22 protein-coding genes and 1 other RNA gene are annotated in these 25,199 nt (G+C 64.3%); 9 read left to right on the top strand and 14 right to left on the bottom strand.

Annotated elements, in window-relative coordinates:
• Window positions 1-258: 258 nt before the first annotated feature.
• From ABQZ00_RS00115 to tsaD, 3 genes are all read right to left on the bottom strand, one after another.
• Window positions 259-2,430 carry a glycoside hydrolase family 3 N-terminal domain-containing protein gene (locus ABQZ00_RS00115; protein ID WP_323539432.1) on the bottom strand — a complete coding sequence of 724 codons (2,172 nt, stop codon included), beginning with the start codon at window positions 2,428-2,430 and terminating at the stop codon, window positions 259-261.
• 160 nt (window positions 2,431-2,590) lie between these two features.
• The gene (folB, locus tag ABQZ00_RS00110) at window positions 2,591-2,968 is read right to left on the bottom strand and encodes a dihydroneopterin aldolase (protein ID WP_311239998.1); all 378 of its coding nucleotides are present in this window, start codon (window positions 2,966-2,968) and stop codon (window positions 2,591-2,593) included.
• 93 nt (window positions 2,969-3,061) lie between these two features.
• On the bottom strand, window positions 3,062-4,120 hold the full coding sequence (tsaD, locus tag ABQZ00_RS00105) for a tRNA (adenosine(37)-N6)-threonylcarbamoyltransferase complex transferase subunit TsaD (RefSeq protein WP_323539433.1): 1,059 nt from the start codon (window positions 4,118-4,120) through the stop codon (window positions 3,062-3,064).
• A 278-nt stretch (window positions 4,121-4,398) separates the two neighbouring features.
• Here tsaD and rpsU point away from each other — a divergent pair, with 278 nt between their 5' ends.
• The 5 genes from rpsU to ABQZ00_RS00080 all read left to right on the top strand — a co-directional run bounded on the left by rpsU (window position 4,399) and on the right by ABQZ00_RS00080 (window position 9,040).
• Window positions 4,399-4,614 carry a 30S ribosomal protein S21 gene (rpsU, locus tag ABQZ00_RS00100; protein ID WP_002808376.1) on the top strand — a complete coding sequence of 72 codons (216 nt, stop codon included), beginning with the start codon at window positions 4,399-4,401 and terminating at the stop codon, window positions 4,612-4,614.
• Window positions 4,615-4,864: 250 nt separating this feature from the next.
• The gene (locus ABQZ00_RS00095; RefSeq protein ID WP_055847470.1) at window positions 4,865-5,311 is read left to right on the top strand and encodes a GatB/YqeY domain-containing protein; all 447 of its coding nucleotides are present in this window, start codon (window positions 4,865-4,867) and stop codon (window positions 5,309-5,311) included.
• A 436-nt stretch (window positions 5,312-5,747) separates the two neighbouring features.
• Window positions 5,748-6,710 carry a YihY/virulence factor BrkB family protein gene (locus tag ABQZ00_RS00090; RefSeq protein WP_503064229.1) on the top strand — a complete coding sequence of 321 codons (963 nt, stop codon included), beginning with the start codon at window positions 5,748-5,750 and terminating at the stop codon, window positions 6,708-6,710.
• Between the two features lie 84 nt (window positions 6,711-6,794).
• Window positions 6,795-8,543, top strand: coding sequence for a DNA primase (gene dnaG / locus ABQZ00_RS00085; protein WP_323516845.1), 1,749 nt, complete (start codon window positions 6,795-6,797; stop codon window positions 8,541-8,543).
• Window positions 8,543-9,040, top strand: a complete 498-nt coding sequence (locus ABQZ00_RS00080; RefSeq protein ID WP_115529087.1) for a fused DSP-PTPase phosphatase/NAD kinase-like protein — start codon at window positions 8,543-8,545, stop codon at window positions 9,038-9,040. Before dnaG ends, ABQZ00_RS00080 begins: the two co-directional genes overlap by 1 nt.
• Before the next feature lie 45 nt (window positions 9,041-9,085).
• Here the strand turns inward: ABQZ00_RS00080 and ABQZ00_RS00075 are convergent.
• Window positions 9,086-9,162, bottom strand: a non-coding RNA gene (locus ABQZ00_RS00075) — sX9 sRNA.
• A gap of 87 nt (window positions 9,163-9,249) precedes the next feature.
• Here ABQZ00_RS00075 and ABQZ00_RS00070 point away from each other — a divergent pair.
• Together ABQZ00_RS00070 and ABQZ00_RS00065 are read left to right on the top strand one after the other, a co-directional pair.
• Entirely contained in the window at window positions 9,250-10,296 is a 1,047-nt protein-coding gene (locus tag ABQZ00_RS00070) for a bile acid:sodium symporter family protein (RefSeq protein WP_055847460.1), read from the top strand.
• Window positions 10,297-10,532: 236 nt separating this feature from the next.
• A complete protein-coding gene (locus ABQZ00_RS00065) occupies window positions 10,533-12,113 on the top strand; it encodes a thioredoxin family protein (RefSeq protein ID WP_323539435.1) in 1,581 nt (526 codons plus the stop codon).
• 66 nt (window positions 12,114-12,179) lie between these two features.
• On the opposite strand, the gene cyoE is transcribed toward ABQZ00_RS00065, so the two are convergent.
• From cyoE to ABQZ00_RS00045, 4 genes are read right to left on the bottom strand one after another with little or no spacing between them, the layout of a single operon-like run.
• Window positions 12,180-13,076: a heme o synthase gene (gene cyoE, locus ABQZ00_RS00060; protein WP_055847455.1), complete on the bottom strand. Its 897-nt coding sequence runs from the start codon at window positions 13,074-13,076 to the stop codon at window positions 12,180-12,182.
• Between the two features lie 2 nt (window positions 13,077-13,078).
• Window positions 13,079-14,242: a COX15/CtaA family protein gene (locus ABQZ00_RS00055; protein ID WP_055847452.1), complete on the bottom strand. Its 1,164-nt coding sequence runs from the start codon at window positions 14,240-14,242 to the stop codon at window positions 13,079-13,081.
• 10 nt (window positions 14,243-14,252) lie between these two features.
• Complete coding sequence (locus tag ABQZ00_RS00050) at window positions 14,253-14,828, bottom strand: redox-active disulfide-containing membrane protein (RefSeq protein ID WP_323539436.1); 576 nt, start codon at window positions 14,826-14,828, stop codon at window positions 14,253-14,255.
• 27 nt (window positions 14,829-14,855) lie between these two features.
• Window positions 14,856-15,581, bottom strand: coding sequence for an SURF1 family protein (locus ABQZ00_RS00045; RefSeq protein WP_323539437.1), 726 nt, complete (start codon window positions 15,579-15,581; stop codon window positions 14,856-14,858).
• 60 nt (window positions 15,582-15,641) lie between these two features.
• Between ABQZ00_RS00045 and ABQZ00_RS00040 the strand changes: the two genes are divergently transcribed.
• Window positions 15,642-15,860 (top strand): twin transmembrane helix small protein, encoded by a 219-nt coding sequence (locus tag ABQZ00_RS00040; protein ID WP_005996896.1) that lies wholly within the window; start codon window positions 15,642-15,644, stop codon window positions 15,858-15,860.
• A 224-nt stretch (window positions 15,861-16,084) separates the two neighbouring features.
• Here the strand turns inward: ABQZ00_RS00040 and ABQZ00_RS00035 are convergent, their stop codons facing one another.
• Genes ABQZ00_RS00035 through ABQZ00_RS00010 form a run of 6 tightly spaced genes read right to left on the bottom strand, consistent with a single transcriptional unit; the run spans window position 16,085 to window position 20,852 of the window.
• Window positions 16,085-16,960, bottom strand: a complete 876-nt coding sequence (locus ABQZ00_RS00035) for a cytochrome c oxidase subunit 3 (RefSeq protein WP_039408675.1) — start codon at window positions 16,958-16,960, stop codon at window positions 16,085-16,087.
• Window positions 16,961-16,997: 37 nt separating this feature from the next.
• Window positions 16,998-17,594, bottom strand: coding sequence for a cytochrome c oxidase assembly protein (locus ABQZ00_RS00030; protein ID WP_115514114.1), 597 nt, complete (start codon window positions 17,592-17,594; stop codon window positions 16,998-17,000).
• On the bottom strand, window positions 17,591-17,764 hold the full coding sequence (locus ABQZ00_RS00025) for a hypothetical protein (protein WP_323539438.1): 174 nt from the start codon (window positions 17,762-17,764) through the stop codon (window positions 17,591-17,593). The genes ABQZ00_RS00030 and ABQZ00_RS00025 overlap by 4 nt, the downstream gene beginning before the upstream one ends.
• Window positions 17,745-19,349 (bottom strand): cytochrome c oxidase subunit I, encoded by a 1,605-nt coding sequence (gene ctaD, locus ABQZ00_RS00020; RefSeq protein ID WP_323539439.1) that lies wholly within the window; start codon window positions 19,347-19,349, stop codon window positions 17,745-17,747. Before ctaD ends, ABQZ00_RS00025 begins: the two co-directional genes overlap by 20 nt.
• Before the next feature lie 41 nt (window positions 19,350-19,390).
• The gene (coxB, locus tag ABQZ00_RS00015; protein WP_323539440.1) at window positions 19,391-20,359 is read right to left on the bottom strand and encodes a cytochrome c oxidase subunit II; all 969 of its coding nucleotides are present in this window, start codon (window positions 20,357-20,359) and stop codon (window positions 19,391-19,393) included.
• A 16-nt stretch (window positions 20,360-20,375) separates the two neighbouring features.
• Window positions 20,376-20,852, bottom strand: coding sequence for a DUF2244 domain-containing protein (locus tag ABQZ00_RS00010; protein WP_055847435.1), 477 nt, complete (start codon window positions 20,850-20,852; stop codon window positions 20,376-20,378).
• A 278-nt stretch (window positions 20,853-21,130) separates the two neighbouring features.
• Here ABQZ00_RS00010 and putA point away from each other — a divergent pair, with 278 nt between their 5' ends.
• Window positions 21,131-24,331 carry a bifunctional proline dehydrogenase/L-glutamate gamma-semialdehyde dehydrogenase PutA gene (gene putA, locus ABQZ00_RS00005; RefSeq protein WP_323539441.1) on the top strand — a complete coding sequence of 1,067 codons (3,201 nt, stop codon included), beginning with the start codon at window positions 21,131-21,133 and terminating at the stop codon, window positions 24,329-24,331.
• The last annotated feature ends 868 nt before the right edge of the window (window positions 24,332-25,199 follow it).

Here is a 25,199-nt window from a genome sequence, read left to right as displayed (position 1 = left end):
GCCTGTGCGCTATCGCGCTGGGACGCGCTTGTCTCCGCAGCGACGATGGCCTCAACGCGTGATGCATGGGTGCGCCGATCTCAACACGCACCTACGCTGCGACAGCAGGCCAGGCCACGCTCCCTCTGCCCCATCACGCGCTACCTGCCGCTACCTGCACAAGCGGCAGTCAGTGACGTTGGTCACGTCTTACACGCGCTCTCATTGCAACAGACCGCCTATCGACGCGACGGCACACCACCGCCTTGATCAGCGCACTCAGGCGCCAAGCAACTCGAATGTCACCGCTTCGCCACTCTTGGCCGACGCGCACACCCACACATCGAACACGCCGGGTTCGGCACCGAACACGCCCTTGGGATTGGTAAACGCCAGCGCCTCGCGCGTCAGCGTGAACACCACATCCCTGTGTTGGCCAGGTTGCAGCAACACCTTGCGGAACCCCTTGAGCTCGCGCACCGGGCGCACCCGGCTTGCCACGCGATCATGCACATACAACTGCACCACTTCTTCGCCGGCCACGGTTCCGGTATTGGTCACGCGCGTGGTGATGGTCAGCGTGTCGTCCCACCCAAGTTGCGCGGCACTCAGCTGCGGCTGCGCATACGCAAACGTGGTGTAGCTCAGACCATGCCCAAACGGATACAGCGGCTCGTTGGGCATTTCGCGCCAACGCGCCTTGTATTCGGACAAGGTCGGCAGCTCGGGACGACCGGTGCGCAGATGATTGTAGAAATACGGCTGCTGCCCGGTGACCTGCGGAAAGCTGATCGGCAGACGCGCGGACGGGTTGTAGTCGCCGAACAACACATCGGCCACACCGGTGCCGGTCTGGGTGCCCAGATACCAGGTCACCGCAATCGCCTCGGCGTCGCGCACGGCGCCATGCAGCGCCAACGCGCGGCCGTTGCGCAACAGCACCACGATGGGCGTGCCGGTGGCGGCAACCGCTTCGGCCAGCGCTTGCTGCGCCGGCGGCAAAGTAATGTCGGTACGCGACTGCGCCTCGCCACTGAAGCGCTGCGGCTCGCCGAGTGCCAGCACCACCACATCGGCGGCCTGCGCGGCATCGATGGCCGCCGAAATACCGCCCGGCAGCGCCTCTTCCAGGCCACAGCCCTGCACAACGCTCAGATCGTCGGTGCCGACCACGGCGCGCACGCCCTGCTCCAGGGTCACGTAACGCGCCTTGTCACCGAATAATGTCCAGCACCCTTCGATGTTCTCGCGGTCCTGCACGAACGGGCCGATCAACGCGATCCGCTGCCCGCTCTTCTTCAGCGGCAGCAGCGCGCCGTCGTTCTTCAGCAACACGATCGAACGCCGCGCCGCATCGCGCGACAACGCATCGTGTGCAGGCAAGTGAGCGTTATCGGCTTCGCGCGCCGGGTCCAGCGAGCGATACGGATTGTCGAACAGGCCAATGGCCTCTTTCAGCTGCAACATGCGACGCACGCTGGCATCCAGCGTGGCCATCGGCACCTCACCGCTTTCCACCAGCGACGGCAGATGCGCGGCATAGAAACCGCTCTGCATGCTCAGGTCCAACCCGGCCAGAAACGCCTTCTTGGTCGCATCGCGCTCATCGGCGGCGTAGCCGTGCGCGATCAATTCCATATCGGCGGTGTAGTCGGAAATCACCACGCCCGGAAACTGCCATTCACCGCGCAGGATCTCGGTCAGCAACTCGTGGTTGGCACTGGCCGGCACGCCGTTGATGTCGTTGAAGGAGGACATCACCGTCAAGGCGCCGGCATCGAAGGCGGCCTTGAACGGCGGCAGATGCACATCGCGCAGCGTCTGCGGTGCGATATCGACGGTGTTGTATTCCATGCCCGCCGCCACCGCGCCATAGGCGGCAAAGTGCTTGGGCGTGGCCAGCAGGCAATCGTCGGCGGTGAGGTCGCTGCCCTGAAAACCGCGCACGCGCGCGGCGGCAAATGCGGCGCCCAGTAATACGTCTTCGCCGGCACCTTCCGCGCCACGGCCCCAGCGCTGGTCGCGCGCGATGTCCACGGCCGGTGCGTAGGTCCAGTGCAGGCCGGCGGCGGTGGCTTCGATCGCGGTGGCGCGCGCGGTGCGCTCGGCCAACTCGGGCTCGAAGCTGGCCGCTTCGCCCAACGGGATCGGGAACACCGTGCGCATGCCGTGAATCACGTCCGCGGCCAGAATCACCGGGATGCCCAGGCGGCTTTCTTCGACCGCCACCTTCTGGATCTGCACGCCCAGCGCGGCGCCGACGCCATTGAACAGCGAGCCCACCCTGCCCTGCCGCACCTGCTGCAGCACCTCATCGGCGTTGAGCACATTGGCTTCGGGATTCACGTCCGGTGCGAACGGCCGCACCATGTCGGCGAACACACCCAACTGTCCGACCTTCTCTTCGACGGTCATCCGGGCAATCAGGGTTTCGATGCGATCAGCAGCCATGAGATCCTTGAGAAAACGTTTACATGGCCGGCAATTCTAGCCTGACGCGACCGCGATGATGCAAGTTTCGGGAGCGGATATTCGGGATTGGAGACATCTAGCGCACGCTTTGCGGACGCATTGTCGCTAGGAATCGACGTCATCGCCTGCCCGCAGTCCGCTACGAGTGGTCTGTCATCTTCAGGTCCGGGCGTGCGCGCTCGATGATCACGCCCACCGCCTGCGCGCCGCGCACCGCGCCGGGCTTGCTCAGCTTCAGCCGCAGCCAGTGCACGCCAAACTCGTCCAGCACGATCGCCGCGCAGCGCTCGGCCAGCGTTTCGACCAGCCCGAAGTCGGAGGCCTGCACGAATTCGATCAGGCGCTTGCTCACCGCCTTGTAGTTCAAGGTATCGGCAATGTCGTCGCTGGCCGCCGGAATGCGGTTGTCGAACCCCATCTCCAGATCGAACCGCAAGGTCTGCCGGATCCGCCGCTCCCAGTCGTAGATGCCGATCAGCGCATCGATGTCCAGACCTTCAATAAACACTTTATCCATGGGGAATCGGGAGTCGAAAATAGGAAATGGGGAGGAGCAAAAGCACGGCGCACAGGACGGACAGGACGGACAGGGTCGGAGTAAAGCTCTTAACTATTCCCGATTCCCCATTTCCGATTCCCGCGCCGCCAGCGGCGGCAAGCTCGCCATATCCCAGCGCGGCGTCACATGCACCTCGGCCCCGGCACGCTCGCCAGCCTCAAGGCGCAGCGCGCCGGCGAAGGCGATCATGGCACCGTTATCGGTGCACAGGGCCGGCCGCGGGAAGCAGACCCGGCCACCCCGACGCTGCGCGGCCTCGTGCAGTTGCGCGCGCAGGCGCTTGTTCGCGCCCACCCCGCCGGCCACCACCAGCGTAGTGCAGCCGGCCGCATCCAGCGCGCGCAGGCATTTGATCGCCAGCGTCTCCACCACCGCATCTTCGAAGCCGCGCGCAATATCCGCCCGCGTGGTGTCGGATTGGTCGCTGGCGCGCCAGGCCAGCAGCACCTGGGTCTTGAGCCCGCTGAAACTGAAATCCAGGCCCGGCCGGTCGGTCATCGGCCGCGCGAACTTATAGCGTCCCGGCGTGCCGGTTTCGGCCAGGGCCGCCAGCTGCGGCCCGCCCGGATACGGCAGGCCCATCATCTTGGCGGTCTTGTCGAAGGCCTCGCCCGCCGCATCGTCCAGGGTCTCGCCCAGGACCTCGTAATGCCCGAGCGCCTTCACCGACACCAGCTGGGTGTGCCCGCCGGAGACCAGCAGCGCCACGAACGGCGGCTGCGGCGGGTCGTCTTCCATCAACGGCGCCAGCAGATGGCCTTCCATGTGATGCACCCCGATCGCCGGCACGTCCAGCGCCCAGGCCAGCGAGCGCGCCACGCCGGCACCTACTAAGAGTGCGCCGACCAGGCCCGGGCCGGCGGTGTAAGCCACCCCATCCAGTTCGTCGATGCGCAACCCGGCCTCGTCCAGGGTCTGACGGATCAGCGGCAGCAGCTTGCGCACATGGTCGCGGCTGGCCAGCTCCGGCACCACGCCGCCGTATTCGGCATGCAGCGCGATCTGGCTGTAGACCGCATGGGCGCGCAGCGCCGGCACGCCGGACAAGGCGGTGTCGTAGACCGCCACGCCGGTCTCATCGCACGATGATTCGATCCCAAGGACTTTCACGGCAGCTCGGCAAGCAGAACAAGCGTCTATTTTCGCAGCTTTTGTGCTGCGCAGATGCGCCGCTGGCGATATGCTGCGCGCCCGCATCCGCAGCGCCGGATCGGGCGCAAACGCACGCTCTGGCGGGCTTCTCGACACAAATTTCAGCAGGGGCTTGCAGGTCGTTGGCAAGTCGTTATAATGCGCGGCTCGCCGGGGCAACCCGGAAATTCCGTCACGCGAGTCCGCTCGCACCCGCCCGGGGCTCCCGGACGGAAATCCCATTATCTGGAGAACCCATGCCCAGCGTTAAAGTCCGCGAGAACGAGCCCTTCGAATTTGCGCTCCGCCGTTTCAAGCGCACCTGCGAAAAGGCCGGCGTGCTGGCCGAAACCCGCAAGCGCGAGTTCTATGAAAAGCCGACCCAGGAGCGTAAGCGCAAGGCTGCCGCTGCTGTGAAGCGTCAGTTGCGTCGTTCCTCGCGCGACGTCACCAAGCGCCAGCGCTTGTACTGATCGAACGCGGTTCTTGCCGGTGGGTCTGCGCTGTAGGCGCGACTCATCGAAAGAGAACCCAAGAGCCGGCACGCGCAAGCGTCGCCGGCTTTTTGTATTGGTCCGCTGACCGGATCGAACCCGTCATGGGCGATGCGCCGCCGGCCCCACGCCGGGCACAGCCCTCTCGCCCGCCCCGTCTGTTTCGCCGATGCGCGTTGCCAGCCGCAGCGCGTCGGCACCCCCTCACCACGTAACCAGGAGTCACCACATGCCCCTCAAGCAGCAGCTCACCGATGACATGAAGGCCGCCATGAAGTCCGGCGACAAGCACAGCCTGGGCGTGATCCGGCTGATCAACGCCGCCATCAAACAGAAGGAAGTGGACGAGCGCATCGAGATGGACGACGCCGCAGTGATCGCCGTGCTCGACAAGATGGTCAAGCAGCGCAAGGACTCGGTCACCCAGTTCGAAGCCGCCGCACGTGAGGACCTGGCGCAGATCGAGCGCGAGGAAATCGTGGTGATCGAACGCTACCTGCCGGCCAAGATGGGCGAAGCCGAAATCGTCGCCGCCATCCAGGCCGCCATCACCGAAACAGGTGCCAGCAGCCCGGCCGACATCGGCAAGCTGATGGGCGCACTCAAACCAAAGCTGGCCGGTCAGGCCGACATGGGCCTGGTCTCCACCCTGGTCAAGCAGCACCTGGCAGGCTGATCCACGCGTCCGCAGTGCCCTGCGCCAACGGCCGGGGCACTGCGGACGGTGTGTGGTGTCGGGCTGTAACGCGTCGGTGATGCGTCATCGGCCGGTTTCCCCTTGCAGATGCTGGCCCCCAGTTGGGTTGCCGCAGTCCGGGCTGGCTCCCGCGCGTCACCACCGTTGCAGGCATCGCCCGCCAAACGCCGCGTACGTCGCAGCCCCAGCGCTGTCACCAACGGCGCGACCCAGCGGCTGCATCGCATGCTGCGCCCTCGCATCGCGCGCAAACCCACTCACGCAGCACCGCCACGCGCGCGCTTTCACCCCTCCTTCGAGCAGGCCCTGCTAGAACGGGTGCGCCAGCGCAGGCGTGGGCAAGGTTCTTCCGCATACCGGCCTTGCTCCGACCCACCTGCGCGCACAACGGTATGCGCCAAGGATGTTCCCGCCGGTGACGACGCTTTCAACCGCCTATCTGCACAAGCATGTGAGCCGTCTGCAGCGCAGCGTGCCGATGGCCCTGCTGAACCGCTTTATCGAAATCGACGTCATGACGCAGGCCGCGTCGTTGTCGTTTTACGCACTCCTGTCGCTGGCACCCCTGCTGGTGCTGCTGTTGTGGCTGACGGCCTCGCTGTATCCGCCTGCGCAGGAGGCGTTGGTGCAGCAGGTTGCGCAACTGGCGGGCAGCAGCGCGGCCGAAGTCGCGCAGACCATCATCCGCAACGCCACCGCTCAGCCCGGCGTGGGCTCACTGGCGGGCTTGTGGAGCACGCTGCTGCTGTTCATCGGCGCCACGGCGGTGTTTGCGCAGTTGCAGAACGCGCTGAACCTGATTTTCCGTACCGACAAAGAGCGGCTGGACGGCCTGATGGCGTGGCTGAAAAAGCGCGTGTTCTCGTTCGGCGTGATTCTGGCGTTGGGCTTTTTGCTGATCGTGTCGATGATCGCCACCACTGCGTTGCAGGTGGTGTTTGCGCGCCTGCCGTCGGTGCTGCCGGCCGTGGGCTACGTCACCACGCTGGCCCTGTATTCGTTGGCGTTCGCGTTTTTGTATCGCTATCTGCCCGACCGCACGGTCGATTGGCGCCAGGCGTTCCTGGGCGGCATCATCACCGCACTGCTGTTTGCACTGGGCCGTTATGCCATTGGCGTGTATATCGCCACCGCGGCACCCGGCAGCGCGTACGGCTCGATGGGCACGCTGGTGATCCTGCTGGTGTGGATGTATTACGCCTCGGTGGTGTTCTTCGTCGGTGCATTGATCACCGCGGTGATCGACGAGCGGGTGCGCTCGCATCGCAAGTTGCGCGAAGCAGGCGTGGACCCGGAGCACCCGCCGATCATCGTGCCGCCAGCCGATGCGCAGGCGGTTTCCGCAGCCCCGCAGCGGACGTCGTCGCAGCACAGCTGAGCGTGAGCTGATGCGGGCATCGCTAGCGCATACCGACGTCCTCTAAAACAAGGCGGCCGCTGGCCGCTGCGATATCCTAGCGGGATGGCCCGCATCCCCGACGCATTCATCGACGAACTGCTTGCACGCACCGACATCGTCGAAGTGGTGGGCGGCCGCGTGCCGCTCAAGCGTCAGGGCAAGGAGTATTCGGCGCGTTGCCCGTTCCACGACGAGCGCTCGGCCTCGTTCACGGTCTCGCCGACCAAGCAGTTCTATCACTGCTTCGGCTGCGGCGCGCATGGCACGGCGATCAGCTTCTTGATGAATTACGACCGCCTCGAATTTCTCGATGCGGTCGACGAGCTGGCCAAGCGCGCCGGCATGGAAATACCGCGCGATACGCAGCAGCGCACGCCGCAGCAGCAGGACGACAGCCGCGAGTTGTATTCGGCACTGGAAGCGGCCACCAAGTTCTTCCAGCGTCAGCTCGAAGGCAGCGCGCGCGCGGCCGAGTATCTGGATGGGCGCGGCGTGGACGCCGACAACCGCGCGCGTTTCCAGATCGGCTATGCGCCCGATGGCTATAGCGCATTGAAGGACACCCTGGGCACCGATGCGCGCCGCATGAGCGTGCTCGAACGCGCCGGGCTGTTTTCCAAGAACGACCGCGGCCATGTCTACGACAAATTCCGCGATCGGGTGATGTTCCCGATCTTCGATCGCCGTGGCCGGGTGATCGCCTTCGGCGGTCGCATCATGGGCGCGCCGGCCGATGGCCGCGACCCGGGCCCGAAATATCTCAATTCGCCGGAAACCGCACTGTTCCACAAGGGCCGCGAGTTGTATGGCCTGTGGCAGGTGCGCCAGGCCAACCAGAAGATCGAGCGGCTGATCGTGGTGGAGGGCTACATGGACGTGGTCTCGCTGTTCCAGTTCGGCGTCACCCAGGCAGTGGCCACGTTGGGCACCGCCACAACGCCCGAACATGCCGAACTACTGTTCCGCAATGCGCCGGATGTGTACTTCTGCTTCGACGGCGACAATGCCGGGCGCAAGGCTGGGTGGCGCGCGCTCGAATCGGTGCTGCCGCGCATGAAGGACGGCCGCCAAGCGTTCTTCCTGTTCCTGCCCGATGGCGAAGACCCGGACACCATCGTGCGCAAGGAAGGTGCGCAGGCGTTCGATCAGCGCCTGAAACAGGCCACGCCGCTGTCGCAATTCTTCTTCGACGAAATGTCGCGCGAGATCAATCTACACACGCTCGATGGCAAAGCGCGCCTGGCCGAGCGTGCCAAGCCGATGCTGGCGCAGATTCCCGAAGGCGCCTTCGGCGATCTGATGAAGCAGGAACTGGCGCGCATGACCGGCGTCGGTGCGAGCATGTCCGCGCAGCAGTCCTCGTCCAAAGCGCGGCCGCCTGTGCGCATGGCGGCGCCCACGCAGAAACGCAGCCTGGTGCGTGCGTCGATCGCCATTCTGTTGCAACAACCCTCACTGGCGATGAGCCTGGAAGGCGACCACGATTTTTCTGGGTTGCGCCTGCCCGGCATCGAGCTGTTGATGGAGCTGCTGGCGCTGGTGCGGCAACGCCCGGAAATCAGCACCGGCGCGCTGCTGGAACACTTCGCCGACCGCGAGGAACTGGTTGCGCTGCAGAAGCTGGCCGCGCAGGAGCTCCCCGGCGACGAGCACAGCTGGGCGATCGAGTTGCACGACGTCGTCGCCCAACTCGACAAACAGTTACTGCGTCAGCGCGTGGAAGAACTGCAGACCAAACAGCGCGCGCAGGGCCTGGACAACACCGACAAATACGAAATGCGCGAGTTGCTCAAAGCGCTCGCAGCGTTGTGATGTTCCAGTGCCTACGCCATGCGGCCTGGTGCATTGCGCTGCTCAGCGGCGCCGCGTTCGCGCAGACAACGCCCACAGGCACCGCTCGCAATCTCATCAGTTCCGGCCAGCCCACGCAGGCACACCTGCGCGATGCCGCTGCCCAGGGCGTCACCACCGTGATCGATCTGCGCGCTCCCGAAGAGCCACGCGGCTACGACGAAATCGCAGCCGCCGACGCATTGGGTCTGCGTTATGTCCGCCTGCCGATCCGCAACGCCGATGCACTCACGCCAGAGACCGCACGCGCCTTGCAGCGGGTGCTCAATCAACAACAGCAGGGCACGGTGTTACTGCATTGCGCCAGCGGCAATCGCGCCGGCGCGCTGCTGGCCCTGCTCGCCGCACGCGAAGGAGCCAGCACGGAACAGGCGCTGCAGATCGGGCGCGATGCCGGCATGCAGCCATCGCTGGAAGCGGCAGTACGCAAGCAACTCGGCGCCGAACCGCAGCGCTGAGACCCCGCGGGGACACTGGCGGCAACAACGACTCAGGCTTAGAGCGGCTAACAACACGTAGCGAGCAGTCGTCAGACGGGTGTGGACGACGCGCTCGGAACCGGATTGTCCGAGTGGCACATGCCGCACCGAGTACCGGCCGCGCGCGTCTGCCGGCTGCGCAGTCGTTGTGTTGACCGCTCTTAGGCAGCGCCCTCACGCGTCGTAGAATGATCCGCTCCCCGCGCACGTTCGCGCGATACCGTCGGATCTCGATGAAGAAGCTGCTGGCGCGGTTGCGCATTGACCCTTTCACCCTCGCGCTGCTGTGCACGGTCACGCTCGCCTCGTTGTTGCCGGTCTCCGGCGCTGCCGCCGCGATCATGGACGATGTCACCGATGTGGCGATCGCTGCGCTGTTCTTCCTGCATGGCGCACGGCTGTCGCGCGAAGCGGTCAAGGCCGGCGCGCTGCATTGGCGCCTGCATCTGGTGATCCTGGCCTGCACCTTCGTGCTATTTCCGCTGCTCGGCCTGTTGTTCAAGCCAGTGGCGCATATCGCACTGACGCCGGAGCTGTACATCGGCGTGCTGTTCTTGTGCGCACTGCCCTCCACGGTGCAGTCGTCGATCGCTTTCACCTCGATGGCGCGCGGTAACGTGCCGGCCGCGGTGTGCGCGGCCTCGCTTTCCAGCTTGCTGGGCGTGTTTTTCACCCCGTTGCTGATGGGCGCGATGGTCGGCAGCCAGGGCGCGATGGCGCACCCGGCCGAGGCCATCGGCAAGATCCTGCTGCAGCTGCTGGTGCCGTTTTTGGCTGGCCATTTCATGCGCCCGTGGATCGGCGGTTGGGTCGAGCGCCATCGCGCGGTGCTGCGCTACACCGACCAGGGCACCATCCTGCTGGTGGTCTACACCGCCTTCAGCGCATCGGTGAACGAAGGACTGTGGCAGAAGACCCCATTGCCGGCATTGCTCGCGGTGCTGGGCGCTGCGGCGCTGTTGCTGGCAGTGGCCATGCTGTCGATCACCTTCCTTGCGCGCCGGCTTGGCTTCAACCGCGCCGACGAAATCGCCATTGTGTTTTGCGGCTCGAAAAAGAGCCTGGCCACCGGTGTGCCGATGGCCAAGGTGATGTTTGCCGGTGGCGGCCTGGGTGCGATCGTGTTGCCGATCATGCTGTATCACCAGTTGCAGCTGATCGTGTGCGCGTTCGTGGCCGCGCGCTACGCGCGTAGCGCGCCGGGCGATCCGCCGCCGGCCACCGGCCGCCACTGAAGCGGGAACCCCGGCAATCAGGCGGCGCCGATGCGATCGCCTGCGCCCGCACGATGGGCCGTGCGCTGGCCGTCGAACGCACCCAGACCGGTGCGCTGCGCGTAACAACAATTCGCATCGGATGCCGTTGCCGGCGTGTGTGCAGAGATACAACGGTCATGACCTCCATCGGCGCGGGCGCAGCCCCGCTCGCCAGAGTCGCTGATCCATCCCCTGCCGCCTCCCCTGGTGATCCCATGAAGCTGTCCCGCCGACGCCCTTCCCCATCCTTGATCGCACTGCTTGCGGTGCTTGCGACCCTGACCGCCTGCGACAAGCCCGCGCCACCGTCGGCGCCCGCACACATCACACCCGCCGCCGCACCTGCCGCAGACACCGGGATCGCCTGGCACGAAGGCGACATCGAAGACGCGTTTGCCGAAGCCAAGGAAAGCGGCAAGCCGATCCTGCTGTACTGGGGCGCGGCCTGGTGCCCACCATGCAACCAGTTGAAGGCCACCTTGTTCAAGGATCCGGCATTCATCGCGCGCACGCGGCAGTTCGTCGCGGTGCACCTGGATGGCGACTCGCAAGGCGCGCAGGCCTGGGGCGAGCAATTCGGCATCAAGGGCTACCCGACCATCATCGTGCTACGCGCGGACCGCAGCGAAATCACCCGTCTGGCCGGCGATAGCGACAACGCCCGTCTTGCCGATGTACTGCGGGTGGCGGCCACCAGCACCACCACCGTCAAACAGCTGTTGGACAAGGCGCAGCGCGCACCGCAGGAACTCGGCGCGGACGACTGGGCCGTGCTCAGCAACTATGCCTGGGGCATGGACGACCGGCTGATCAAGGCCGATGACGCCGCCGGGTTGCTCGCACGCCTGTCCAAGGCCGCCCCGCAACCGGCACTGCAACACCGGTTTGCGCTCTCGGCGCTGGCCGCAGCAGAAAAGCCCCCCGCGCCAGACCCGGCCTATCGCACCCTGTTGGAAGCGATCCTGGCCGATCCGGCCGAACTGCGCGCGAACCTCGGCACGCTGAGCTACGTCGCCGCGCGTCTGGTCGGTGCGGCCAGCACCGACGCCGGCGAACGTGCCGCCCTGTCGGCCAAGCTCGATCAGGCATTGGACACCGTCTATGCCGATACCAGCGTGTCGATCAGCGACCGCTTGGGCACTGCGTACGCGAAGATGCAACTTGCACGCCTTGCACAAGGGCAGCCGACCGAGACCGAGCCGAAGGGACCACAACCGCCGTTGCCGGCAGCGGTGGTCGCTGCCGTGCACCAGCGCGTGCAAACGGCAGTAGACGCGGCCAAGACCGCCGAGGAACGGCAATCCATCATCAGCGGCGCGGCTTCGTTGTTGAGCGGGGTAGGCGACAGCAGCGCCGCCGAGCAATTGCTGCTGGCCGAACTGGGACGCAGCAAGACCCCGTACTACTACATGGCGGAACTCTCCCAGCTCGCCGAAGAACGCGGCGATCGCAAGACCGCGGCGTCCTGGCTCAAGAAGGGCTATGAAACTGCCGACGGCCCCGCGACCCGCATGCAGTGGGGCGTGATGTATGTGGACGGACTGATCCGGCTTAGCCCCGACGACACCGCCGGCATTGAAGCAGCCGCCACCCAGGTGATCGGCGAGCTGGCCGCACAGTCCGATGGCTACCGTCAGCGCACCCGTCAGCGCTTCGACCGGCTGGGCGCCTCATTGAAAACCTGGAGCAAGCAGCATCACCAGGAAGGCAACGCGGTGCTGGCACGACTCCGGCAGAAAATGCAGGCCAGCTGCGACAGCAAGAACACCAGCGCGTGCAGTAGCTGGCTAAGCTGAGCCAGCACAACCCGGCAGGCATCTGCGCAGCGGCAATCGGGCTGCCTCAGATTTCTGCCGCGGTTCTCACCGCACCCACGGCAACAGCAGGTGATCGACCATCAGGAAGGCGAACAACGCCATCAGATACACGATGGAATAGCCGAACATCTTCATCGAAAACAATTCGTCCGGCGGGTCCAGCATGCGCCACGCATACCAGAGGAACACCGCGTTGAGCACCACCGCGCCGCCGAGATAAAACACCCCACTCATGCCCACTGCCACCGGCAGCAGCGTCACGATCGCCAACACGATCGTATAGATGAGGATCTGCTTGCGCGTGTGCGGCACCCCGTGGGTCACCGGCAACATCGGGATCGCCGCCTTGGCGTAATCGGCACGCCGGAAAATCGCCAGCGCCCAGAAGTGCGGCGGCGTCCAGATGAAGATGATCAGCACCAGGATCGAGGCATTGATCCAGTCGGCCGTGGTCGGCAGCCCGGTCACCGCCGCCCAGCCCAGCATCGGCGGCGTGGCGCCGGCCAGCCCGCCGATCACGATGTTCTGCGAGGTCGCCCGTTTCAGGTAGACGGTGTAGATCACCGCATAGCCGATCATCGAGGCGAAGGTCAGCACCGCGGTGATGACGTTCACCCAGACCACCAGCATGGTCATGGAGATCACGATCAGTACGCTGGCAAACACCATCACCTGCCACGGCCGTACCTTGCCCACCACCAATGGACGCCAGGACGTGCGCGCCATCTGCGCGTCGATCTTGGCATCGAGTAATTGATTGATTGCTGCCGCCGCCGAGGCGGCCAGCCAGATCCCTACAAACCCCAACGTGCCCGCACGCACCTGTGCCCAGGTCGGTACGCCGGGAATGGCCAGGAACATGCCCACCAGCGCGGTGAACACGATCAGTGCCACCACCTTTGGTTTGGTCAGATCCCAATAATCGCGTGCACTGACAGCCATGCTCATTCCGGCGCGCGCAGCCGCGCCAATAGCGACACCAGCACGAACAGCAATGCCACCGCGCCACCGTTATGCAGCACCGACACTTCCAGCGGCAAGGCCAGCTTGACGTTGAGCATGCCCAGCGTCACCTGCACCGCCACCAGCACCGCCAGCGCCGTCGCCCAGACGCGCATCCCCGGTGAACGCGATAGGCGCCACGCCAGCCACCACAGATACAGCGCGGTCGCGATTGCCCACAACCGATGCGCCATCTGGATGGCGATACGCGCCGCGCCATCGAGCACGCCACCTTCGTAATCCACACCGATCCCGCGCCACAGCGTGAAGCCTTCGCGGAAATCATGCGTCGGCCACCATTGGCTGACGCAACGCGGGAAGTTGTCCGCAGACCAGCTACCGCCGCCGCAGGCCAGCGCCGCATAGTTGGAGCTGACCCAGCCGCCCAGCGCGATCTGCAGGCCCAGCACCGCCACGCCCAGACGCAGCAGCCACTTCAGCCGCGAAGCGTCGGCCAGCGTGATCGGCAAATGGGTCGCCCGCCACGCCATCCACACAAGCAGCGAAAACATCAGCATGCCGCCGAGCAGATGGCCCATCACCACGATGGGTTTGAGCAGCAGCGTCACCGTCCACATGCCCAGCAGCGCCTGGAAGATCACCACCGCCAGCGTCAGCACGCCGGCACGTGCCAGATCGATATTGCTCCAGCGCAGCGCCGCCAGCAGCAGGATCGCCTCGCCCGCGGCTGCCACACCCATCGCCAGCGTGTGCCAGCCGGACATGTACAAGGGGATCGAGAGCGCCACCAGCGCCGCTGCCGACACAACCTGCGCAATGCCCATGCGGCGGCGACGCGCGGCCAGCAGCGCCAGTACCAACACTTCCACGCCCAGCGCGCCGGCCAGGAAGCGGTGCACCTGCTCGCGCCAGGCCTTGTGCGATTCCAGCGGGCGAATCTTGCTGGCCACATGCGTATTGGCTTCGTCGGCAGTCTGCGGCCAGGTGACGCGGCCATAGCAGGTCGGCCAGTCCGGGCAGCTCATGCCGGCATCGGACAGGCGCACGAACGAGCCGAACAAAATCGTGCTCGCAGTGAACAGCGCCGCAAGCCAGGCCATGCGGTGGAAGTGGCGGAACAATGCCGGTGGCGCAAACAGATTCATCGAGACGGGCTCACATCAATTTCAGCAGCTTGACCAGATCCGCACGCAAGCCGGCCGGGTCAAAACCCGGGGCATAGCGCAGGATCACGAAGCCGTTGGGGTCGATCACATACACCGGCACGCCGGCCGCATCGTTGCCACGCGGCAGTGCGCGCCGCAGCGAGGCATCGTCACGCAGGACGCGCAAGGCCGGCATCGGCGGCAGACCGGCAGGCGGCGTGCCGATCCACAGCACCTCCACCTTGTCGGCGCGATGCCCAAGCAGCTGCCAGACCTTGTCCAGTTCCGCGGCCAATGCCACGCATTGCTGCGCACAGTCTGCCGGTGGTGCGAACGCGATCCGCCAGATGCGCTCGCCAGGTGCCCACGCGTACGGTTTCCCGTCCGCGCGCACCGGCACCAGCGCACGCAGGTCGGCGGGCGGATTGAGCAATTGTCCGTTGTTGCGCATCGACGCCGGCTGCCAACCGGAGAAGCGCAGCACGCCGGCCAGCAACATCGAGCCGAAGAACAGCACTGCCAGGGCAATCAGCATCCTGCGGCCGCGTTTGACCGAGTGCGGCGTGGCCGTTGTAGGAGAGGTCATGCCGGCGATTTTCTCATGCCGCGCGGGTCAGTGCCCGCGCCGCCGACGGCGCCGCGCACGCCACGTCAGCAGCGTTGCAGTGGCCAGCACCGCCGCGGCAAGACCGAACCATTGCACCGCGTAACCCAAGTGCCGCGCGGGTGGCAACGTGTTCGGCAGCATCTCCAGATCGCGCTCGTAACCGACCGGCACCACTGGATCCAGGCGCAATACCTGCGACGAAATGTCGCGCCTTCCCAGGGTGCTGCGCACCGCCTGCACATCCAGCCGTGTCGCCAGCCAGGTATTGGACGTGGCGGTGGGCGCCAGCGCCGGCCCGATTGCCAGACCGGATGACGGCGGCGCGCTCAACAACCCCTGCAGGTCGCGCGTACCTTCCAGTGCAGTGATGGTCGGCAGTTGCCGATTCGCCGGCAGCGGCAACCAGCCCAGGTCGACCAGCAACGTATGCGATGTGCCTTGCGCCGCGGCGAGCTGGTAGACGCGCACACCGGCACGTCCGGCATGCAATTGATTGTCCAGCAGCACCTGCTGCGGCAAGAACCGTACGCGTCCGCTCACCCACGCCAACTCCTGCCGCGCGGCCACTGCCTGCACCAGGGTCAACGGTGTCTCGCGCACATGCGCGGCGCGTTCCAACAACGCTTGCTTGCTGTGCATGCGCTGCAATTGCCACTGCCCGAGCGCAACAAACCCCGCGCTGACCAGCACGGCCAGCGCCCAACCCAACACCGCCGTGTGCTTGCGCGTCATGACAAGCGACGCAAAAAAGCGTGCAATGCCCGGACCACGTCGACGACCACCGGGGCTGTTGTGAACGATTCGCTCAAGACGCTGCTGATTGTCGCCTTCCTGATCGTGATCCTGTGGAACCTGGGTGCCGGTCTGTATTACCTGCTCACCGACCGCGGCCAGACCAAACGCACCGTCAATGCACTGACCTGGCGCATTGGATTGTCAGTCGCATTGATCGCCATCGTGATCATCGGCATCTACACCGGCTGGATCAAGCCGCATGGCATCGGACGCTGAGGAGCTGGGATTGGGCATTGGGCATTCGGCATTCGGCATTGGGGATTGGTAACAGCAAACGCAGAAGCGCCTTTGCGAATCCCAAATCATCAATCCTTTCCCTCCGAACTGCATGGCATCAGCCGTTGAGGAGCTGGAATTAGGGATTCGGCACTAGGGGTTGGTAACCGCAAACGCAGAAGCACCTCTGAGAATCCCAAATCACCAATCCCCAATCCCCGCCTTCAAAGCACATACACGAACAGGAACAGCGCTAGCCACACCACGTCGACGAAGTGCCAGTACCATGCGGCCGCTTCAAAGGCGAAGTGGTTGTCGCGGCTGAAGTGGCCCTTGGCCGCGCGTAGCCACATTACCGCCAGCATGATCGTGCCCAACAGCACATGCATGCCGTGGAAGCCGGTGAGCATAAAGAACGTGGAGCCGTAAATTCCCGAGCCCAGCGTGAGATTGAGTTCGGTGTAGGCGTGGATGTATTCCTCTGCCTGCAGGAACAAAAACACGCAACCCAGCAGCACCGTCAATCCCAACCACAGCAGCAGCGCACCGCGCCGGCCGCCTTTCAGTGCGTGATGCGCAATGGTCAGCGTCACACCGGAGCTGAGCAGGATCAGCGTATTGATCAGCGGCAATCCCCAGGCCGGAATGGTCTGGAATTGCCCGCCGATCGTGCCCGGACCATTGGTCGGCCAGGCAGCGGAATAGCCGTTCCACAACAGCTCGTTGGTCATCACGCCATCGCCTTCGCCACCCAGCCAGGGCAGCGTCAGCACGCGCGTGTAGAACAAGGCGCCGAAGAAGGCGCCGAAGAACATCACCTCGGAAAAAATGAACCACACCATCCCCATGCGGAACGAGCCGTCCACCTGGCGGTTGTAGTTGCCGGCGTTGGACTCGCGGATGACATCGCCAAACCACATGAACAAGGTCGCCAGCAACATCGCCATGCCGGCGAAGAATGTCCAGCGCCCCCATGCCGCGTCGTTGAGCCAGCTGGCCACGCCAATCATCATCACGAACATCGCAATCGACCCGACAAAGGGCCATTTGCTCTGCGTCGGGACGAAATACGCATCGGCGTTGGGACTGTGATCGGCCATGGCGTTGCTTCCGTGTCGTGGTACGGGTGGATGAAGGTTACGGCGCCGCGCGCGGCGTGCCGGACACGGCACCGCCCTGCAGTTCCGAGGTCAGCGCGTCATTGCGATAGAACGTATAGGACAAGGTGATCGTGGTGACTTCCGCAGGCAACGCAGGGTCCACGATGAAACGCAGCGGCATGTCGCGCGTCTCCCCGGCCTGCAACGTCTGCGCGGTGAAACAGAAACATTCGGTCTTGTTGAAATAGCCCGACGCACGCGCCGGCGCAACCGACGGCACTGCGCTACCCACCACCGCCCGCTTGCTGTCGTTGCGCGCGAAATACAGTGCCTCGTTGAGCTCGCCCGGCACCACGTCCATCGTCATTTGCTCCGGATGAAACGTCCAGGGCAGTTTGGAATTGACCCCGGCATCGAACTCCACCCGCACCGTGCGTTTGCCAGCGCCCACCGCATTGGACGCACCCTCGCGGGTGCTACCCGGTGCGCGCTCCATGCGAATGCCGAAGACTTTTTCGCACGCGATGCGGTACAGCGGCACCAGGGAAAAGGTCAGCACGAAGACGCCTAGCACCACGCCCAGCAGCTTGAACAAGCCGGCGGTTGGCGCATGCGTGGGCGCGCGCGCAGTCATCGGCCGATGACGCCCGAGGCAATGAAGCCGGCATAGATCAGCAACGCAATGATCGCCACCGTGATTGCCGTGCGGCGTACCGCGCGACGCTGCTGCGCCTGCCGTTCGGCAGCGGAAAGTAGACGCGTCACCGCCGGCTCCGACGCCGACTCAGTGGCCGATGTCTTCATGCGCAAGATCTCCAGGCTTGATGACTGGCGGCACGGTGAAGGTGTGTGCAGGCGCCGGCGAAGGCACCGTCCACTCCAGCCCCTTTGCACCTTCCCAGGCGCGCGCTTCGGCGCGGGCACCGCTGCGTAGCGACGCAAGCAAAATGGCGGCCATCAGGAACGGCGTAGCAAACATGCCGAACGCACCGATCGAACTGACCAGATTCCAGTCGGCAAACACCACGTTGTAGTCGGGGATGCGCCGCGGCATGCCGGCCAGACCGAGGAAGTGCTGCGGGAAGAACAACAGGTTGACGAAGATCATCGTCCACCAGAAATGGAACTTGGCCCAGGCCTCGTTGTACATGCGCCCGGTCCACTTCGGCCACCAGTAGTACACCGCTGCAATCAAGGCAAACACCGCGCCGGTGACCAACACGTAATGGAAATGCGCCACCACAAAATACGTATCGTGATACTGGAAGTCCGCCGGCACGATCGCCAGCATCAGGCCGGAAAAACCACCGATGCTGAAGAGGATCACAAACGCCACCGCCCAAAGCATCGGCGATTCGAACGTCAGCGAGCCTTTCCACATCGTGCTGACCCAGTTGAACACCTTCACCCCGGTCGGGATGGAGATCAACATCGTGGCGAACATGAAATAGATCTCACCACCGAGCGGCATGCCCACGGTGAACATGTGGTGCGCCCACACAATGAAGCTCAAAAACGCGATCGCGGCGATCGCATAGACCATCGCCTGATAGCCGAACAGCGGCTTGCGGCTGAAGGTGGGGATGATTTCGCTGACCACGCCGAACGCCGGCAGGATCATGATGTACACCTCCGGGTGCCCGAAGAACCAGAAGATGTGCTGGTACATCACCGGGTCGCCGCCGCCGGCCGCGTTGAAGAAACTGGTGCCAAAGAACTTGTCGGTCAGCAACATGGTGACCGCACCGGCCAGCACCGGCATGACCGCGATCAGCAGGAACGCGGTGATCAACCAGGCCCAGCAGAAGATCGGCATCTTGAGCAGATCGATGCCCGGCGCACGCATGTTGAGCACGGTGGCGATGATGTTGATCGCCCCCATGATCGAGCTGACACCAGCCACGTGGATCGCAAACACGCTGAAGGCCACGTTGTAGCCACCTTGCAGCGACAGCGGTGGATACAGCGTCCAGCCGCCGGCTGGTGCACCACCGGGCAGGAACAAGGTCAACAACAACAAGGTAAAGGCGACCGGCAACAACCAGAACGACCAGTTGTTCATGCGCGGCAATGCCATGTCCGGCGCGCCGATCTGCAACGGAATCATCCAGTTCGCCAGACCGACGAAGGCCGGCATCACCCCACCGAAGATCATCACCAGCGCATGCACGGTGGTCATCTGGTTGAAGAATTCGGGCTTGACGAACTGCAGGCCGGGCTGCATGAGTTCGGCGCGGATCACCACGCTCATCGCCGCGCCGATGATGAACATCACGAAGGAGAACAGCAGGTACAGCGTACCGATGTCCTTGTGATTGGTCGAAAAGAACCAGCGCTCGACGAAGCCGGGCTGATGGTGTCCGTGGTGATCGACTGCGGTATGCGCCATGACGGAACGACCTCTGTGAAGCGGTGCGGTTGCGAGCGGTATTAGAGAGCGGCGGTCGGTGCGGCAGCTTGTGCTGCCGGTGCCACCGCGGGTGCAGCCTCACCGGTAGGTGCTGTCGCTGGTGCTGCGGGCGTGGGCGCTGCTGCTGGGGCTGCTGCCGTCGATGCCGCGGGCGCTGCAGGTGTGGCGCTGCGACGCGATGCCAGCCAACGCTGGAACTCGGCCTTGGGCAGCGCTTCGACCACGATCGGCATGAAGCCATGATCCTTGCCGCACAACTCCGCGCACTGGCCGCGATACACGCCCGGCTGCTCGATATTGGTCCACGCCTCGTTGACGATGCCCGGGATGGCGTCCTGCTTCCAACCCAGTGCAGGCACCCACCACGCATGGATCACGTCGTCGGCGGTGATCACGAAGCGGATCTTGGTATTGACCGGCAGCACCAGGCGATTATCGACATCGAGCAGATAATGCGGTTGCGACGCCGCAGTAGGGCGCTCGCCGCTCTGCCGGATGCGGTCCGACTCGCGCGCCAGACGGCTGGTGAATTCCACGCCCTGGCCCAGATACTCGTACTTCCACATCCACTGATAGCCGGTGACCTTGACGGTCATTTCCGACTCGCGGGTGTCGTACATCGCAATCAGTTTGGCCGTTGCCGGCCACGCCATCGCAATCAGCACCAACACCGGAATCACCGTCCACAGCACCTCGGCCCGCGTGTTGTGGCTGAACTGTGCAGCCACCGCGCCCTTGGACTTGCGGAACTTGAACATCGCATAGCCCATCGCCCCGAACACCAGGACGCCGATCACCACGCACACCCACAGCGCCACCATATGCGCCTCGTAGGCCATACGTGCAGTCTGCGTCACCCCGCGGCCCATATTGAGCTGCCATTCCTTGGGATCGGCCGATTGCGCCCAGGCGCCCGGTGCGCCGACCAGCGCTGCCATCGCCAGGCCCAACCTTGTGTACGTCGACTTCCAGCTGCTGCGTTGCGTCATTGCCTAGACCCTTACGTCATCGGTGACGGCCATTGGCGGCCGCGAGCAAGCGTTTCAGGGTATCTGCCAGTTCCACACGTTCGGCCGGCCCGAGAAAACTTCCGATCTCGATCTGCCTGCCGCTGCTCACCAACAGCACCCTGTCGTCGCGTTCCATGCATAACCGCACCCAGTGCGGATGTGCCTGAAACGCTGGTGGCGCATGCCCGGACGGAAACACCTCAACTGCGGTCTCCCCTACCCGGATCGCTTCTTCTCGCTCGCCACTTCGCCACAACTGACGTAGCGCCAGCGCCACCATTCCACTGTGCAACAGGGCGAATACCGGCGCGAATACATTACCGGTCCACCACCCCAGGCCCGCAAAGACCCACATCGTTCCGGACAGAACTGCGAACAACAGCACGAATTGCCTGGCCGATAGCGCCCGCGGAGGTCGCAACCGCAATTGCGTCCCAACCCCTTCGGACATCAACGGCAGCACTTCGATCATTGGCAACACGCAGCGGACTGCGGGAACAGCCCGATGGTAGACCCGCGCGAACGCATGCGGCAAGCGTTTCCGCCGATCAGCAAATTGCTGCAGTGCAGCTAAAAATGCGCATAAATCAAATACTTCACTCAAACAGCGGACGGCACAGGCCCGTGAGCGGGTCCACCATCACATCCTTGGGCGACCTGCACAAAACGGCGGGAAAGCTGCCGCTTCCACACAAGTGTGCGGGTGCTCCGGCTCTCTAGAATGCGCAAGGATTCCCAGGCACCTTTCGCATGAACGCTCAGCTCGACTCGCTTGCCTCCACCGCCGCCGCGCACCCGCTGCTCGCGCCCGAGTTACCGGCCGCGCCCGGCGCATTGCGCGCTGCCATCACCGCTGCCTGGCTCAAGGACGAAGCCGAGCACGTGCACGAACTACTCGACCAGGCGCGCTTGCCGGCCGCAGAGCAGGCCAAGGTGCAGGCACTCGCCGCCGATCTGGTCACCCGGGTGCGTGCACGCGCACAGGATCAGGGCGCGATCGAAGCCTTCATGCGCCAGTATGATCTGGGCAGCGAGGAAGGCGTGCTGCTGATGTGCGTGGCCGAGGCGCTGCTGCGCATTCCCGACCAGGACACCGCAGACAAGCTGATCCGCGACAAGCTCGGCGATGCGGACTGGAAGAAGCACATGGGCGGCAGCGACTCGGTGCTGGTCAATGCATCGACCTGGGGCTTGATGCTCACCGGCAGGCTGGTGCAGCTCAACGACCTTACCCGCGCCGATGTGCCCAGTGCCTTCAAGCGCCTGATCGGCCGCGTCGGCGAGCCGGTGATTCGTCTGGCCGTGCGGCAGGCGATGAAGATCATGGGCCACCAGTTCGTCATGGGACGCACGATCGGCGAGGCGTTGTCGCGTTCGCGCAAGGGCGACAACGCCGATTACCGCTATTCGTTCGACATGCTCGGCGAAGGCGCATTGACCATGAAGGATGCGCAGCGCTATTTGCAGGCGTATCGCGATGCCATCCATGCGATCGGCCGTAGCGGCAGTTTCGTCGGCACCGATGTGTTCGCCGCGCCCAGCATTTCGATCAAGCTCTCTGCGCTGTATCCGCGCTACGAACATGCCAAGCGCGCACGCGTGATGGCCGAACTTGTGCCCGGCGTGCTGGAACTCGCGCAGCTGGCCAAGTCGTATGGCATCGGCTACACCGTCGATGCCGAAGAGGCCGATCGCCTGGAGCTGTCGCTGGACATCATCGAGGCCACCTTTTCCGACCCGTCGCTGGATGGCTGGGAAGGCTATGGCCTGGCGGTGCAGGCGTATCAGAAGCGCACGCCCTATACGATCGACTTCCTGGCCGACCTGGCGCGGCGCGTTGGCCGACGCATTCCGGTGCGTCTGGTCAAGGGCGCCTATTGGGATGCGGAGATCAAGCGTGCACAGATCGAAGGCCACCCCGGCTACCCGGTGTTTACGCGCAAGCAGAACACTGACGTCTCCTACCTGGCCTGCGCACGTCGCATGTTTGCGCACAGCGACGCGCTGTATCCGATGTTCGCCACTCATAACGCGCAGACCATCGCTGCGGTACGTGCGATTTCAGTGGGTAAGACCTATGAGCATCAGAAACTGCACGGCATGGGCGATGACCTGTATGCCGAGGTGATTCCTGCCGATCGTCTGGGGCTGCCGTGTCGTGTGTATGCACCGGTCGGCTCGCATGAAGATCTGCTGCCCTACCTAGTGCGTCGTTTGCTCGAAAACGGCGCCAACTCCAGCTTCGTCAATCGCATTACCGATGAGGACGTCGCCATCGAAGACCTGATCCGCGATCCAGTCGAGGCGGTGTCGTCGTTTGTCTCCATCCCGCACCCCAAGATCCCGCTGCCGACCGATCTGTTGCGCAGCCAGAACCAGAACAGGAAGAACTCCATGGGCGCCAATCTCGCCAACGACAACGATCTGCGGCAGCTGGCCGAGCAACTCAACGCCGCCGTCAAACCGTGGAAGGCAGCGCCGCTGGTACCGGGTGCGGTGATCAGTACCCAGAGCGAAGCTGTGCTGAACCCGGCCGATCGCCGCGAGACGGTGGGGCACTGGCAACCGGCCGACCCTGCAACAGTGCAGAAGGCGCTGGCGTCAGCCGCTGCAGCCCAACCGGGCTGGAACCGTACCCCGGCGGCAAGCCGCGCCACCATCCTGGAACACGCCGCCGACTTGTTAGAGGCGCGCATGCCCGAGTTCATGGCGATCTGCGTCAAGGAAGCCGGCAAGACGCTGCCCGATGCTGTGGCCGAAGTCCGTGAGGCAGTCGACTTCCTGCGCTACTACGCCGGCCAGGCACGCGCACAATTTGGCGCACCCGAGCGCCTGCCCGGACCGACCGGCGAGTCCAATGAACTGCAATTACACGGTCGCGGCGTGTTCGTCTGCATCAGCCCCTGGAATTTCCCGCTCGCGATTTTCCTGGGCCAGGTCGCCGCCGCGCTCGCTGCCGGTAATAGCGTGATCGCCAAACCCGCCGAGCAGACCAATCTGATCGGCTACGCGGCAGTGAAGTTGCTGCACGAAGCCGGCGTACCGGAAGCCGCCGTGCAATTCCTGCCTGGTGACGGCGCCACCGTGGGTGCTGCATTGACCAACGATCCGCGCGTGGCGGGCGTGGCGTTCACCGGTTCCACCGAAACCGCGCGCATCATCAATCGCACCCTGGCCGCGCGCGATGCCGCTATCGGCGTGCTGATCGCCGAGACCGGTGGCCAGAATGCCTTTATCGCCGACTCGTCATCGCTGCCCGAAGCCGTGGTGAAGGATGCAATTTCCAGCGCCTTCATCTCCGCAGGGCAACGCTGCTCGGCGGCGCGCGTGTTGTTCGTCCAGGACGACATCGCCGACAAGGTCATGACCATGCTCGCCGGTGCCATGGGCGAGCTGAAGATCGGCGACCCTGGCTTGCTTTCGACCGACGTTGGCCCAGTAATCGATGCAGATGCGCTCAAGATCCTCGACGATCACGCATCTCGCATGGACCGTGAGGCACGCCTCATCGGAACCACTAAGCTGGAAGACGTCACCGCGCAAGGCAGCTTCTTTGCCCCGCGCGCCTATGAACTGACGTCGCTCACCCAGTTGCAACGCGAGGTTTTCGGTCCCGTTCTGCATGTGATTCGCTGGAAAGCCGACCAGCTCGACACCGTTATCGACCAGATCAACGCCACTGGCTATGGCCTGACATTGGGCGTGCATTCGCGCATTGACGACACCATCGAGCGCATTACATCCCGCGTCGCCGTCGGCAACGTCTACGTCAACCGTAATCAGATTGGCGCCGTCGTCGGTGTCCAGCCCTTCGGCGGTCAAGGCCTTTCCGGCACCGGCCCAAAAGCCGGCGGCCCGCACTATTTGCTGCGCTTCGCCACAGAGAAGGTTGTCACCGTCAACACCACCGCAGCAGGCGGCAACGCCTCGCTGCTGACACTGGGTGATTGAAGAAGGGCTGGTTGATCCACAGCCAGGCAAGAAAAACCCCGCGAGAGCGGGGTTTTTTTATGCCTGGGAGAGAAACAGGTCGATCAAGTGCCGCCGATTCACGTATGAAGCGGCCAGCAAGCCAGGCGCCTTGGGTCGCCAATCTAGGTTGGCGTCGTGGAATGTATCGGGTCATCCGGTCACTGCGGCCTGGTTTCGCGGCACCGTTCGGCACGCCCTCGTTTAAAAAGCTTTTTAGCTGGTGGAATGCCGGCAGCAGCCTCACCTCTGTCGGATTCGACCAAATGCAGCGAGGTTGATCAATAAAGTTCGATCGATGATCGTTCGTCTGCCTCGATGCCTCGATGCCTCAATGCCTCAATGCCTCAATGCCTCAATGCCTCAATGCCTCAATGCCTCAGTGTCAGTGTCAGTGTCAGTGTCACACGCTATGCCGAGCTCACTCGCCGACGTGTTGCAGCGGCAGCGTCACCTTCCGCTGGCATGAAGTCGCCCCTTGCAGCGCGGGCGGCGCCTCACGGGCAGCACCTCTCTGTTTGCAGGTCGCGTGCGGCTGGAGGTCGGCATGCAGAAAAGCAATCGAGCGGCGGTCGGCCAGCTATCAGATAGCGGTCTCCAGGAGCAGCCGAGGGTTTGCGATCGAGAGTTTATAAGCGACGCATATGTGTGCGTCGTCGCCTGGCTGCGGCAGTTTCGCGATCAATACTGCCCTTACATCAACCGCGCTTGTAGCGCGCTGGCTCCACGGCTAGTCAGACGTCAGGCCTGCCACTTCCGCGCCGGCACGCGGCCCGGCGCGGATTTGGCGGGCTTGCGGAGTATTTTCCTAACGCCCAGGCAAAAAGAAACCCTCAGTCCAGTTGGACTG

The organism is Xanthomonas sp. WHRI 10204 (assembly GCF_040202875.1).
GTDB lineage: Bacteria > Pseudomonadota > Gammaproteobacteria > Xanthomonadales > Xanthomonadaceae > Xanthomonas.
The sequence above is the reverse complement of the archived record's forward strand: the minus strand, read 5'-3'. Positions and strand labels throughout refer to the sequence as shown.